The organism is Pseudomonas sp. Tn43 (genome assembly GCF_014192635.1).
Taxonomy (GTDB): Bacteria; Pseudomonadota; Gammaproteobacteria; order Pseudomonadales; family Pseudomonadaceae; genus Aquipseudomonas.
Genome location: NZ_JACHYG010000007.1, coordinates 113317 through 128150, shown reverse-complemented (window position 1 = coordinate 128150; position 14834 = coordinate 113317). Strand labels below are relative to the sequence as shown.

8 protein-coding genes are annotated in these 14834 nt (G+C 58.3%); 6 read left to right on the top strand and 2 right to left on the bottom strand.

Annotated elements, in window-relative coordinates:
- The first annotated feature begins 170 nt into the window (after positions 1-170).
- The 6 genes from FHW68_RS18920 (at position 171) to FHW68_RS18895 (ending at position 7087) form a co-directional block, all read left to right on the top strand.
- Positions 171-896 carry an RDD family protein gene (locus FHW68_RS18920; RefSeq protein ID WP_095632198.1) on the top strand — a complete coding sequence of 242 codons (726 nt, stop codon included), beginning with the start codon at positions 171-173 and terminating at the stop codon, positions 894-896.
- On the top strand, positions 893-1870 hold the full coding sequence (locus FHW68_RS18915; RefSeq protein WP_095632285.1) for a stage II sporulation protein M: 978 nt from the start codon (positions 893-895) through the stop codon (positions 1868-1870). Before FHW68_RS18920 ends, FHW68_RS18915 begins: the two co-directional genes overlap by 4 nt.
- Positions 1857-3401: a DUF4129 domain-containing protein gene (locus FHW68_RS18910; protein WP_183682256.1), complete on the top strand. Its 1545-nt coding sequence runs from the start codon at positions 1857-1859 to the stop codon at positions 3399-3401. The genes FHW68_RS18915 and FHW68_RS18910 overlap by 14 nt, the downstream gene beginning before the upstream one ends.
- Complete coding sequence (locus tag FHW68_RS18905) at positions 3398-4561, top strand: DUF4350 domain-containing protein (RefSeq protein WP_183682253.1); 1164 nt, start codon at positions 3398-3400, stop codon at positions 4559-4561. The genes FHW68_RS18910 and FHW68_RS18905 overlap by 4 nt, the downstream gene beginning before the upstream one ends.
- Positions 4558-5559 carry a MoxR family ATPase gene (locus tag FHW68_RS18900; protein ID WP_095632201.1) on the top strand — a complete coding sequence of 334 codons (1002 nt, stop codon included), beginning with the start codon at positions 4558-4560 and terminating at the stop codon, positions 5557-5559. The genes FHW68_RS18905 and FHW68_RS18900 overlap by 4 nt, the downstream gene beginning before the upstream one ends.
- Before the next feature lie 196 nt (positions 5560-5755).
- Entirely contained in the window at positions 5756-7087 is a 1332-nt protein-coding gene (locus tag FHW68_RS18895) for a DUF58 domain-containing protein (protein ID WP_183682250.1), read from the top strand.
- Between the two features lie 10 nt (positions 7088-7097).
- On the opposite strand, the gene FHW68_RS18890 is transcribed toward FHW68_RS18895, so the two are convergent.
- Together FHW68_RS18890 and FHW68_RS18885 are read right to left on the bottom strand one after the other, a co-directional pair.
- Complete coding sequence (locus FHW68_RS18890; protein WP_183682247.1) at positions 7098-10283, bottom strand: hypothetical protein; 3186 nt, start codon at positions 10281-10283, stop codon at positions 7098-7100.
- A gap of 46 nt (positions 10284-10329) precedes the next feature.
- Entirely contained in the window at positions 10330-14781 is a 4452-nt protein-coding gene (locus FHW68_RS18885) for a neuraminidase-like domain-containing protein (protein WP_183682244.1), read from the bottom strand.
- Positions 14782-14834 lie beyond the last annotated feature (53 nt).

Below are 14834 nucleotides of genomic sequence, written 5' to 3'. Positions count from 1 at the left end.
GGGCTGTTCCTGAACTGAAGACCGGCGAAGTCTAGGCGCACACGCGGCGCCCCGACCAGAGTTCTTGTCATTCAATCATCTCTAACCACGCACCGTGCAATACATAGTTATGTCGTTTTCCCCCGAGAGGCTGCTAGCATCCGACGGACCAGGCCACATCAAGGTTGCCCATGCTCGACACCACAGCCCCGCCAGGGAAAGCGACGCTGGCCCCGCCACTGGACACGCGGTATCACGTCGAAACGCCCGAAGGCATCGACTTGCCGCTGCGCCCGGCCGGGCTGATGGTACGCGCGCTGGCGTTCGCCATCGACCTGGCTCTGCGTGGGGCAATGCTGGGCCTGCTGTTCATTGTGTTGGCGTTTCTTGGAAAACTTGGCGCCGGGCTGGGTTCGATTCTAGTATTCGTGGTGAGCTGGTGGTACATGGTGCTGTTCGAGGTGCTCAATCAGGGCCGCTCGCCGGGCAAGCAATGGATGGGATTGCGCGTGGTGCATGACGATGGCACGCCGATCGGCTGGTCCGCGTCCTTGGTGCGCAACCTGCTGCGATTTGTCGATATGTTGCCATTCGGCTACTTCCTCGGGGCAATCAGCTGCCTGCAACATCCCACCTTCAAACGCCTCGGCGACCTGGCCGCCGGTACGCTGGTGATCTACCGCGAACAACCGCTCACCCGCCCACAGCTGCCTGATGTCCCACCGCGGCGCGCAGCCTTCACACTGACACTGAGCGAGCAACGCGCCATCCTCGGATTTGCCGAACGCCAGGGTGAACTCTCCGAGGCGCGGGCCAACGAGCTTGCCTCGATACTCGCGCAACCATTGCAGGTATCGACGCCACAAGCGAGAGCCGAACTCAACGGTATCGCCCGCGCACTATTAGGCCCCACATGAAGCAAAGCCTGTTCGAAAGTCGCCACCAAGCCGAATGGGAGCAGTTTGCACTCATGCTTGAGCGGCTGGAACGAGGCGAAGACGCCTCTGGCGTCGACAGTTTCCCCAGTGATTATCGACGGATTTGCCACCACCTGGCCCTGGCTCAGGAGCGCGGTTACAGCAGTTTCCTGATCGACTCATTGCAGCAACAGGTACTGCGCGGGCATCAACAGCTTTATCGGCATCGCAGTCGACTGGGTGCCAACGTGTTGAGTTTCATCGTCGCCGACTTCCCGCGATTGGTGCGTCAACAGTGGCGCTTCGTCCTGGCCGCCAGCCTGATGTTCTTTGGCAGCCTGATCGGCTTCGCGTTGCTGGTGTATCTGTTCCCGGAACGGGTCTACAACCTGATCCCGGCCGAGCAGGTCAGCGAGATGCAAAGCATGTACGACCCTGTCGCCGGTCATTTGGGACGTTCGGCCGAACGGGCCGCCAGTGAGAACTGGCTGATGTTCGGTTATTACATCATGCACAACATCGGCATCGCCTTTCAGACCTTCGCCAGTGGTTTGCTGTTTGGCCTGGGCAGCGCGTTTTTCCTGTTCTACAACGGGTTGATGATCGGTGCAGTGGCCGGACACCTGACGCACATCGGCTATGGCGAAACCTTCTGGTCGTTCGTGATCGGCCATGGCGCCTTCGAATTGAGCGCTATTGCCCTGGCCGGCGCTGCAGGCCTGCAACTGGGTTGGGCCTTGATCGCGCCGGGGCGTCTGCCCCGTGCCGAAGCCTTGCAGCTGGCGGCGCGCAAGAGCGTGTTATTGATTTGCGGAGTCATGTTGTTTCTGCTGATTGCGGCGTTTATCGAAGCCTACTGGTCGTCGCGGACCGGGCTCACGCCGCTGACCAAATACCTGGTCGGCTCGGCGCTCTGGGGCCTGGTGGCGATTTATCTACTGTTCGCCGGACGGACTCGCCATGCGCCTGAGTGATGCCAGTGTGGTGATACGCCCGCGAACGACCTGGGAAGCCATGGACCTGGGCGTGCTGCTGAGTCAGCGCCATCGACGTTTGTTGATGACCAGTTGGGCCATCGTGACCTTGCCGATCTTCGCCCTGCTCACCTTGCTGTTGTGGGACTCGCCTTCTCTCGCCGTGTTCCTGTTCTGGTGGCTCAAACCGGCGTTCGATCGGCTGCCGCTGTACATCCTGTCCAAAGCCATGTTCGGCGAAACGCCCACGCTGAAGCAGGCCCTGCGCCAGTGGCCGCGCCTGCTCCAACCGCAATTACTGGCCAGCCTGACCTGGCGCCGCCTGAGCCTGAGCCGCAGTTTTTTGATGCCGGTGGTGCAACTCGAAGGTCTGTCGGGGGAAGAACGCCAACAACGTTTACGCGTGCTGCTGCAACGTAACGCGGGCGCCGCCCAATGGCTGACGATCATCGGCGTGCATCTGGAAACTGCCCTGTGGATCGGCTTGATGGTGCTGTTCTATATGTTCTTGCCGCAACAGGTCGAACTCGACTGGGGCTGGCAGACCTTGATCACCGCTGCCACCCAAGACTGGCGGTGGCTGGAACACCTGACCAATACCTTTTACGCTCTGGTGCTGATTGTCTGGGAACCGATCTATGTGGCCTGCGGCTTCAGCCTTTATCTGAACCGGCGCACGCGGCTGGAAGCCTGGGATATCGAGCTGGTCTTTCGCCGATTGCGCCAACGCTTGAGCAGCGCGGTCGTCACGCTGCTGCTGGCCGCGACCCTGCTGCTGCCGACGGCGCAAAATGGCTGGGCTGCCGAACCGAATGTTTCACCGGAATCCGCCCGTTTGCTGGAGCAACCACTGACCAGTCAGGCATCTCGGGACAGCATCAAGGCCATCCTTGAGCAGCCGCCGTTCAAGAACAAGGAAACGGTCACGCGCTATCGTTTTGGCGAAAACAAACCCGATGCCAACAACGCGGACGAGGATCAAACACCCGCCTGGCTGAAGGCGCTGTTCAGCTTGCTGGACAGCCAACGCTTTGGTGTATTGGCCAACCTGATCGAAATGCTGCTGTGGGGCACAGTGATCGCCGCCATTGGGTTGATGATCTGGCGTTACCGCGACTGGCTGCAGGCCTTTGGCAGCCGTCGACCTACCTTGAATCGCAAAATCACACGGCCATTCGCGCAGCAGGCGTTTGGCCTGGACCTCAACCGCGAAACCCTGCCCGCCGATATCGCGGCCAGCGCCGAAAGCCTCTGGCAGACCCAGCCCCGAGAAGCCCTTGGGTTGCTCTATCGCGCCCTGCTCAGCCATTTGCTGTATGACTTCAACATGGCGCTCAAACCCGCCGACACCGAAGGTGAAGTTCTTCAGCGGGTCGAACAACTCCAACAACCTGCCTTGCTGGCCTTCAGTAAAAACCTCACCGGGCACTGGCAGAACATGGCCTACGGGCATCGCCTGCCACCGGCGCATTTGCAGCAGGAACTCTGTGACGGCTGGCGCGCGTTATTCGGCCCGGGAGCGGGCCGTTGAACCGGCGTTTGTGGCTTTCGGTCGGTGCGTTCATCGCCCTGCTGGTGGGCGCGTTGAGCATCTACCTGTATGTCAAGGCTACGCCCTATCAGGTAGAAATCGATCACGGCCCGTCTCCCGAAGCCCAGGCCAACCCGTATCTGGCGGCCGAGCATTTTCTGCGCAAACAGGGCCTGCTTGTCAGCCACGCCAACAGCCTCGACATCTTGCCTACGCTCAAGCCTCATCAGCGCAGTTTGTTGTTGCTCGGCGATCGGTCGAACATGTCGCCGCGACAGGTGGATCAGGTGTTGAACTGGACCCGGGCCGGTGGACGTCTTTTGTTCGTCGCCGAAGCGCTGTGGGATGAGAAGACCGGTCAGAGTAACGACCTGCTGCTTGATCGTGTGCAGTTGCGCCAGTCCCTGAGCAAAGACCTCAAGGAACCGCCGCCCGATCCTGAAGACGATCCCTACCCGAAACTGACCAAGCTGTACCTGGAAAACGAAGAAGCGCCGGCCTACGTCGGCTTCAATACCGAGTTCCATCTCGACGACCCGAAAAACCTCGCCCACGCCTGGGCCAACAGCGGCAAGGCCACGCACATGATGCAAGTGGCTCACGGGTTGGGCTCGATCACCGTGGTCACCGATGCCGACCTCTGGAAAACCCCGACCATCGACCAGTACGACAACGCCTGGTTACTGTGGTACCTGACGGCCGACACAAACGTGACCCTGCTGTTCACTACCGATCACGACAGTCTGCTGACCTTGCTGTGGCGCAACTTTCCACAAGCACTGGTGGCCCTGATTGCCTTGATCGCCTTGGGGTTCTGGCACGTCGGCGTGCGCAATGGCCCATTGCTCGAACCTGCCCCAAGGGCACGTCGTCAACTTCAGGAACACCTGCGTGCCAGCGCCGATTTCATGCTGCGTCGCAATGGCCAGCACAGCCTGTTGCAAGCCTTGCAGCAAGATATCCTGCGTCGTGTCCGTCACCGTCATCCTGGTTTTGAACAACTCGGCGTTGCCGAACAATGGCTCGTGCTCGCACGCCTGACTGGCCACTCCACACGCGCCGTCAGCCAGGCCATGAGCCCGCGAGCAAAGCAGCGGCTGCCCAACGCTGAATTCAGCCGTCAGGTCGCCCAGCTGCAAAATTTGAGGAACACCTTATGACTGAACAGATCGAGCCCGGTACACAGACCCACGCCGCCCAGCAGCGCCAACGCGCCAGCCAGTTGGCCCAAGCGATAAGAACAGAACTGCAAAAAGCCGTGATCGGCCAGGACATCGTGATCGACGACGTGCTCACCGCCCTGATCGCCGGCGGCCATGTGCTGCTCGAAGGCGTGCCGGGGTTGGGCAAGACCTTGTTGGTACGCGCCCTCGCTCGCTGCTTCGGCGGTGAGTTCGCACGTATCCAGTTCACCCCGGACCTGATGCCCAGCGACGTCACCGGGCACGCGGTGTACGACTTGCAAACCGAGCAATTCAAACTGCGCAAAGGCCCGCTGTTTACCCACCTGCTGCTGGCCGACGAGATCAACCGCGCCCCGGCGAAAACCCAGGCTGCGCTGCTCGAAGCCATGCAGGAACGCCAGGTTACCCTCGAAGGCCGCGCCCTGCCGATTGCACAACCGTTCATGGTACTCGCCACGCAAAACCCCATCGAACAGGAAGGCACTTACCCGTTGCCGGAAGCCGAACTCGACCGCTTCATGCTCAAGGTACGCATGGACTACCCCGATGCCGAGCAGGAATTGAACATGGTGCGCCAGGTCAGCCGCTCGACCCGCGCCGACATGCTGGATGTGCAACCATTGCGCACCGTGTTGCAAGCCAAGGATGTGCTGGCCTTGCAACGCATTGCCAGTGAGCTGCCCATGGACGATCAGGTACTCGATTACGCCGTGCGCCTGGCCCGCACCACCCGAACCTGGCCGGGGCTGACCCTCGGCGCCGGGCCTCGTGCATCAATCGCGCTGGTACGTTGCGCCCGCGCCCGGGCCTTGTTGCGCGGTGGCGAGTTTGTGATCCCGGATGACATCAAGGGCTGTGCACTGTCGGTGTTGCGTCACCGGGTACGGATTGCCCCGGAGCTGGACATCGAAGGGCTGGACGTCGATCAGGTGCTCCGGCAGTTGCTCGACCAAGTGCCGGCACCACGGCTGTGACCGACACTCCCGTGGCGAGGGGGCTTGCCCCCGTTGGGCCGCGAAGCAGCCCCACAACCTATCGACGCGTAATGTCAGATAAAACGCGTCTGCCTGTTTTACGACGGCTTCGCAGTCGAACGCGGGCGAGCCCGCTCGCCACAGAGGTACTGTTCCAGATTCTTGAATGCAATCCCTGCCAGAGAGCCGCGACACGATGAAACCCTCTCGCCTGCTGCTGATCTGGCTCGCGGCCCTGCTGGCCATCGGCATCGTGCTGGGCACCTTGCGAGCCTTGGACATCGCCGTTCCATCGAACCTGTTATCGATCAACTGGGGATTGCTCCTGGCGCTGTTGGCCTTGGCGATACTCGACGCCATCCGCCTCGAACGACTGCCCTCGCCTCGCGTGCAACGGCAAATGCCCGGCAGCCTGGCGCTTGGTCGATGGGGCGACGTGCGACTGGAGGTCGAGCATGATTTCGCTCAACCGCTGAATGTACAAATCTTCGACCACGCCCCGGAGGGCCTGAGTTTCGAAAACCTGCCCCTGTCGGTCGAACTGCAACCCGGCCAGCACAGCCAGATCGGCTATCGCCTGCGCCCCCTCAAGCGCGGCTACTTTACCTTTGACCGCTGCGAAATCAGCCTGCCGAGCCCAATGGGCCTGTGGTCAGGCAAGCGTCTATTGAACGTAGTCGACAGCACCCGCGTCTACCCCGACTTCGCCCGCCTCTACGGCGGTCAATTGCTGGCGGTGGACAACTGGCTCAGCCAACTCGGCGTACGCCAACGCCCACGTCGTGGCCTGGGCATGGAGTTTCACCAGTTACGGGAATTCAGAGAAGGCGACAGCCTGCGCCAGATCGACTGGAAAGCCACCGCCCGCCAACGCACACCGATTGCCCGTGAATATGAGGACGAACGCGATCAGCAAATCATGTTCCTGCTCGATTGCGGCCGGCGCATGCGCAGCCAGGACGATGAACTGTCGCACTTCGATCATGCGCTCAACGCCTGCCTGTTGCTCAGCTACGTGGCCTTGCGCCAGGGTGATGCGGTGGGTTTGTGTACCTTCGCCGGCGATCAGGCACGCTACCTCGCACCGATCAAGGGCGCCAGCCAACTCAATGTGTTGCTCAATAGCGTCTACGATCTCGCTAGCAGCAAACGCCCCGCCGACTATCAGGCAGCGGCTAATCAATTGCTGGCAAGACAGAAACGCCGGGCGCTGGTGGTGCTGGTGACCAATCTGCGTGATGAAGATGATGAGGGTCTGGTTGGTGCGGTCAAACACCTGAGTCAGCTACATCAGGTGCTGGTGGTCAGCTTGCGCGAAGAAGCCCTCGATCGAGTGCGACATGCGCCGGTGCAGACGTTGCCGGAAGCGCTGGCCTATTGCGGCACGCTGGATTACCTGAACGCACGGGCCGAACTCCATGAGCGGTTGAATGCTCATGGGGTTTCGGTGCTGGATGCAAGGCCTGGGGAGTTAGGTACGGCGTTGGTGACGAGGTATCTGGGATGGAAGCGAGTGGGCGCACTCTGACGCCCCCACCCTACTTATCAAACTGATCGTCAACAGCGTACGAGGCAGGCAACGGAATGCTGCCCAACGACATCGTATTACCCGGGGACAGCTTGGCCAGGCGGGATGCGGAGGCAAACACGTTAAAGCTTGCGTCCTGGATATCGCCCAGTTGCAACCTCCATGACACACCCTCGGCAGTCATCATCTGTGACTGCCCCCAATCGGGGGTCAGTATGGCTCCAATATCGCGAGCCTCGATGCCACCCACCCCCAGTGCAACAGCTCGACCTACCAAGGGGTTACTCGCATTATCCGGTTTCAACTTGATGGTGTAGTTACCGCCTCGACGTGGAAATGCCGTTTTGCGGCCAATCTGATCCGGCTGCGGATCATCATTGAATTGAAACTTGAGATCGTCCCATGGAAGTTTCTCCAGCGCCTTAACAGAAAACTCTGTGGATAACGTTTCTCCGCTATAGCGGTTCTGGAGGCTTGCCTTCACCACAAAGTCATCAGCGGTTGGTGGAACGTACCTACACATCGCCCATCCTCCCTGACCAGTTGGTTCCGTCACATCGGATCGTCCCGGCAGCTCGAACTTGACCTGTACATCCCGCACAGGATGCCCGTTGTAGTAAGACACCACTTGAAGGCCCATTTGGGACTGTTCACTGTCCGCCAGTACAGTATCCATGGGTGGTTGTCGCTCGGCTGCGATACGGAAACGGTGAACACCCAATGACATGTGAATAGAGGAATAGATCAGATCCAGCTCAGGGAAAAACAGCTCCAGCGAAAATGGCTCGATACGCTGGGTGTAAAGGCAGCCAAGTTGCCATTTGATGCCCGAGGCATCGAGCCGCACTGCCAGATCCAGCTCCGGGGAAAATAAAATATTCAACTTGTCCTCGGGGGCATCCCTGAAACGCAAGGCCACCTTCAGACCTGATAACGGACTATTCACTTTCGGCCAGAACCATAAGTCATGCTGGGCACCAATGCAGGGATAGGCACCTTTCTGGCTTTCGAACATCACCTGATCCAGTGCAAGACTGCCTTCAACGTCAATCGATCTTGAAAGCGCCCGCCCTGGCACTGTCCAAGGGTCGAGCATGTCGCAACACACCTGCAAATCGAAACGGGCGCTTTCGGTCGAATTGAACTTCACCTTCCAGCTCAGTCCCGTAGACGTCAATTTCCGCCTTTGCTCCATCGGCGGATCGGTCACAAGCCCCAGATCCGGGTTGGTATCCGGCCAGCCCAGGTAAATCTCCTGATCGAGCAAACCGTCACCGCTGGGCATCAGTTTCAATGTGCCTTCATCTTCCAGAAACGCATAGATCCCGATCGAACCAGGTTCTTTGTCATTCATGGTCAATATGGCCATTTTGAGCCAAGGCTCTTCGCCTATTACCGTGACGTTGAAATCGTGTGTGAACGAAGTATCGTCATACCGGTTATCCACCTTGGCGGTGACTTTAAAGGAACCTTCCACGCTGGGGATAAACTCATATTCACTGACTCCGTCGACGCCGGTTTGCCGTAATTCTTCATCCGGCTCCAGAGTCCAGAGCACGTCAACCTCTTTGGCCTCAAGCACATTCGATATTTTCGACTTCACCTGAAGCGCCAATGGCAACGGAACCGGACTATCCAGACTGGGAAACCGGGTCGCCTCTTTCACCCAGCCTTTCTCCACCCAATTGTGAGCCAGGCTCATCGGCTTGAGGTTGGATCGCTCCTTGAGCCTGGAGCTTTCAAGTTGCAATGAGAATTGGCCGTTTTTCCAGTTTCCGCAGACCATCGCCCATCGCATCAGCGTTTCAGATTGCGGATGTGGCTGACTCAGGAGAGGATCGAACGTTACCTGCAGCGACTCCGGAGTATCAGGTGTACTGATGGAAAACAGAATGAGATCGGTATCCAGCAGCGGACTGCCCTCAGGTAGCGTCAACCAAATCTCATGGGAGCCCCCGCGGTTGGGATACAGCACCTTGTCCCAGCTTCCCAACGCCAAGGCATCCAATCTGACTTGAACATCCAGCCAGGGATCACTCTGTAGCGCCCATACCTCAAACACATGCAGCGCATCTTCAGGCTTATAAAAGCTGTCTACTTTGGCGACAATCTGCTGCTTGCCCATCACATCAGGTTCATAGTCGAAACGGGCCTCTCCGGATTCATCCGTTTCGCCATTAGACAGTTCAACCTCGCCCCGATACCAACGCACCATGCGCCCAGCCAGTGGCTGAGCTGTATAGTGCGATTGAACCCGTGCGACCAGTTCAACCGTTTGCTTGAGGTCAATCACCGGGTAATACGCCGCCTCCTTTACTGCGACAACATCAAGCCGAAAATGGCCGGACAGGGTTTCAAGCACATAAGGATTTGCGGTGAAGGTACTTTCGATCAACAGTTCGTGCCTGACCCCTTCCTCGTCGGGCAAATCCGCGCAGCTGATTTGCCACGGGCTTTCGATGAGATGTTCTCCGTCCGGCAATACGCTGACCGGAGCCCCCGGAGCTGGAATTGCACCATCCACCAGCAAGCCGATGTCCGTGCCCTTCCAGACACTGTCATCGGCCGGCTCGAATCTGAGCGTTGCGGCTTGGTCGGCTGCGGCGCCAAGGCATAACCTCAAAGGTCTGCGAAGGTCTTGCGGCGCGCCGTCCAGCCATACCTGCTTGAGACGCAAATCCTCCAGCCGCAATTCAACCTTGATCTGAGTCACGCGCAAGCCACGAAGCATGCCGGGCTGATCATTGGCCGGTGAACCGAAGCAGACAGTGACTTGGGTTTCATCTGCTTCCAGCTGGATATCTCTCTCCATCAGTTCCAGACGCAAATCCAGTGGCTCTTCCGGATCTTCGCCTTCTTCGGGATCCAGAGTCGGTATCAGGTCGTAGCACTGCTGCCCGCCCTTACCCGGTTTCAAGACCACCCAACAGACGGCCCCTTGAGTCGCCTGATACCAGAAACTCACCCGGTAAACCGCCCGGCCCGTAGTGGGGCGCGGAAGATCGCGCAAGGTGATGGTCTGCTCGGCTTCACCTTTATTGACCAGGCGCATATGGGCGGTTGGCACGCCGTCCCATAAATCCGTCTGTTTCGTTACTTTGGCCGGGTCATTGAGAGTCCAGCCATCCTCCAGATCATTCTGAAAATCACCGTTTCTGATGAAGTTGTAATCGGCAGTAACCTTTTGCTCACTCATGATGATATTTCTCCAGCCCAATCAACCAGTGTCGGGGATGACGCAATCAAGTCCTGGCCCTGAGTTCACTTTCAACGTCGTCGGCAAAATCCGGCCCACCGTCCCTGGCCGAATACACCAGGCGAACAACGATTTCGGTTAATGAATGAAAGAGCGCTTGTTGCGGCGGTTGATCGTGTCGGGGGAAGGACAACCTCCAGCTCGACACGGCGCCGGTGCCTTCGAAGGGACCATAGCGAGTGCTGTCCAAGTCCACGCCCGCCGTACCGTTATCGGTCAGGCCATCGGATACACAGATCTGCTGGTACGGACGCACGTTGTTGATCACTCCTTCTGGCAGCGGATCTGCGGATGGAGGCTTGTGCAGGTACCGAACCGACTCCAGGGTTGGTTCGGTCGCGGTATGGCTGCCGAGTTGAGTCAGGACGGCCCGAATATTTTCATAGGGGCCAAGCAAGGCCGGAAAGGTCAGCTCGAGCAAAACGATCTGCCGGCAATAGTGCCCCGGGTAATCTTCGTCGAGCATTTTCTGGGTAATCTGGAAATCCAGATGATCGAGCGTCCCCTTGAGCAGGTCGGCCCACTCCTCGGGCGACACCCATTGGCTCAAGGCAATGGTCTTGACCAGCGTCAGTCGTCGCTCGTTGCGCTTGATATAAGCGGCCTCCAATTTCAGCAAGGCCAATTGCAGGTACTCCGGAGCGGTCAGACCGTGATAGGCATCAAGCCAGAGGTTCGGCTGGATAAAGCGCTCCTTGTAATGACCCATTTCATACTGCCAACAAGTCTCGGCGTTCAGGCAGAGCGACACCACCGCATCGTAAGCCTGGAAGTACAGGCTCTTCATTTGCCCCAACAGCCAACTGTAAAGCTGCTGGTTGGAACTGCGGTTCTTGTAAAAGGCATACAGCGCCTGCGCCTGTCCATTGGATATCTCCGTCTGCTGCAGACTGGATTCGGCCGCATTGATCGCGTGTTGTTGCGCCACAAGCTGCGCCTGCAAGGCAGCGATCTCCAGATCAGCCTGATCGCGAGCCTGTTCCCATTCTTGCTGCCGACGCCGGTATTGCTCATTGGTGGCGGCTTGTTCGGCTTCTATCAGCATCAGGCTGGTGGCTAGCTCAAAGCCATTGCTGATCGCATAGGGAATGGCCGACAAACGATACCCGCCCCCGGCCGTGCCGAAGATGTTGGGCAACAGATCAAGACTTGCGCCCACCATTCTTGATGCTGACGCTCCGAGGCTGATGGACTTGGCCAAAACGGTTTTCTCCAGAACGTCAGCCTCGGCAATGGAAATCCCTTCGTGGGCCAGTGCGTCGTAATAGGCTTTGCGCTGTTCGGCCACCGCCTTGCTTTGCACCAGCGCCTGGCGCGTCGCCTTCATTTGGGCCAGCGTTTCCTCTTGCACCGCTTTGGCGTAACTGCCGAGCTCGATCAGATGGCTTTGCTGCAACTCCTCCTGTTCTGCCCGATCGCGTTGTTCCATGTACAGGCGAACCTGGGCGGAAAAACCGGCGAGGGTCTGCACGGCACGGGATGCCAGTTCCAGCACGACACGGAAACGATACGGTACGACCTGCACCTGCCCGCCGGGGCTGCGCCCCTCTCCCAGACCGCCCTGTGCCTGTGCCCGCAGGATTTCCTTCGGACTGATCGGAGCGTCAAACAGGGGCAGGTTCAAGGGCTTGCCGTCAATCGAGAGGTCATTGCGAAGATTGGAAACTCGTTGCCTGAGCAAGGTAAACAACCCTGTCACTTGCTCGCTGGCCGGCGGACGAAACACGCCGCTGCCCAACAGGCCGAATCGCGGCTTCGTTTGCATGCTTAACGGCACATCTGCAAGGTTCAGATCGAAGCCTTTCTCAAAGGTTTTGAGCAGGTGGCGATCAGCAACCTCTTCCATCAGTTGCTCAAGGGTTTTGCGCTGCCAGGTATTCGCCGTTCGCGTGTCCGGCTCCTCACCCAACATAGAGAGCGCACGCACGTAGTACAACTTGGCCGCTCCCAGGCTGTCGCGTGACAACTGACGATAGAACCAGTCCCCCCAATCAATCAGGTTCTGCACATAGCGCATGAAAATGGCGATCTGCAAGTGAATTGGTTTCGTATAGCCGATGGCGTCTGGATCGTACGGCGCAGAGACCTCATAGGCGGGATTCAGTACATTGGCCAATGGTCGGCAACGCCAGTAAGCCGGAGCCGGGATCACTTCGGGCTGGTCGGGATCAGCCAGGATTTCACGGGCCATGGGGTCGAAGATATATTCGAACCATCCCTGAGCTTCCCGGAACCGCCCTTCTTCTTTCAGCCGCGACCCCACCAGATCCGGCACATGGAAAAACAGTTCCCAGAAATACCGGCCATTGCTTCCCTCGAACGGCCCGTTGTTTTCCACTGAGCCATCAGGCATGGGCGGCTCGGCGACATATTGGGTGTCATAGGACAGCACTGCGTCGACCGAAACCGCCGCACGCGCCACCAGGACTTTGCCAAAAAGTGAATTCAGACGCACATGCCTGAGGTTTTGCGCAGCATTGTTGAAGCTCAAAAACTGCGCACCACTGGAGTCGCTCTTGTGCAACGACGGGATGTCCAGCAGCCTTGAAGCGGTGCCCAACGTCACACCAAAATTCATTCGTCCGTATCCGGGTGCACTGTCCTCGACCCCGAATCGAAAGGGAATTGGCACGCCAATCGGAAAGGCGTAGGGCCCGATATTGGTTGCATCGCGACGATAAGTGATCCAGGGCGTGCTGTAGTGTCCGTCCAGTTCACCCGTGGAAACCCAGTCAACGGGATCGTCCACCGTTCGCGCATCGAATGCCAGTTTCAAGGGGACACCGGCATACAGAATCTTCGGCACCAGCACGTTGGCCGGATTATGCAATGTCGGCCCCAGACCATTGATTGAGAACCCCGCTCCGGCTTGCACCGTCTCCGGAGAGCTGCTCAGCAGCGTTTTGAGGGAGTCGCCGGACAGAGTGACATTCTGGTTATAGACCCACACACCTGAACCGGCCGGTGTTTCAACGAAATCGGCGGCAGGGATTATTTGTAATTCGGTGTTGCCGTGTTTCAGCGAAAGTTCAACAGCAGGTTTTATCCGCGTATTGAGGGTCACCGCCAATACGTCTGTCCCTGCCTCTATCAGGCTGACCTCTACCTCCTGATTTGCCAGATGCCCTCTCCAGCCGATGAACAACCGCCCCAGCAAACGACCGCTTTCGATGGCGGCCGAACACTCTCCGCGCACCCGCAGCACATCCCAGATCCGACCATTCTCGCTACGTTCGCGGGTATGGATCGCCTCGAGCGACAAATACCCGGTAATGCTGCCCGGTACATCCGGGCTGGCCTCAATCGTGACGCTCGAAAGATCGGCCGGAAGAATTTTGTGCTGCAAGGTATCTGGCTGCATGAATCGGGCAAACGTCAGCTCCAGCATCGTCAGTCGATGGTCCGCAACCTTGCGAAATATTGCATCGCGGGTTTCGTGGATCTCGATTTCATGAGACCCGGAGATATTGTCCAGTGACGATCGATTGGTGTAGCACACCGCCAATTGATCTTCACGGGGATCCCCGCCGCCAACGTTCACCGCAATCAGCCGACCATTGGACACATCGTGTTCAAACTCGCTTTGAAAGATTGTGAAGGGCGGCGACCATTGACCATTGAGCCCGGCGAAGGCGGTTTTGATATCCAGTGCCCAAGGCACCTGCACCCGTCCGTCCTGATCCATTTGCCGGTCTTGCCATTCCACCCACACCAGCAGCAAGCGCCCGGCAAAATACACCGGCCGCATATCCAGTACCCGTCCAGTGGCAGCCGTATCGATCGGCTGCCACTCGCTCCAGGCAGTAGGGTTGAGCGTTATGCTCCCATTGTTCAGTTCGACCCCGGCCTTGCGCCAGTAATAGCCGAAAGGGGGTGTACGCTCCTTGCCGACAAAGTAATAGGTCGCTTCCTGAAAATTCCCGCCATCGATATACCCGCTTTGAATTTCCAGATCACAGGTGCGCTGAAATGTCTGCAGGTAATCGAACAACGCCGACTGTACGGCGCCGTCACTGAGGCGCGTCTGGTTAAGGCTGTTCTCCAGTGTTCTGAACAGCGCGGTTTTTTTCAGCCGCAACTCGGGAATGATGAACTCTTCAGGATAGTCGGCCAGTTTTTGATAACCGGCCCAAGTGCCGTAATGGCTCAACCGCTGATGCCACTCCTGCAAGTCCTCCTCATCGAAGTAGGCATCCTCGTAGCCGGGTTCCATATCGTTAAAGACCGAATGGATCTGTTGCTGGAGACTTCTGACGGCTTCCGATAGCCAAGTGGCCTGTGGCTGGGTGCCAATTTTCGGATCGAGCTTCAAGTACTCGTACAGATCCTCCATCGTATCCAACGCCACGACACCATCCCAGAGTTTCTGCCCGAGAATGAGTTCGGCCATTGCAGCGCAACGCCGCTGTGCCAATTCGGGAATAAACAGAGTGTCCATGTTCGGCTGTCCTTGTAGAAGCGCCGCCGGAGCAAGCCCAGCCGCGAAAATTC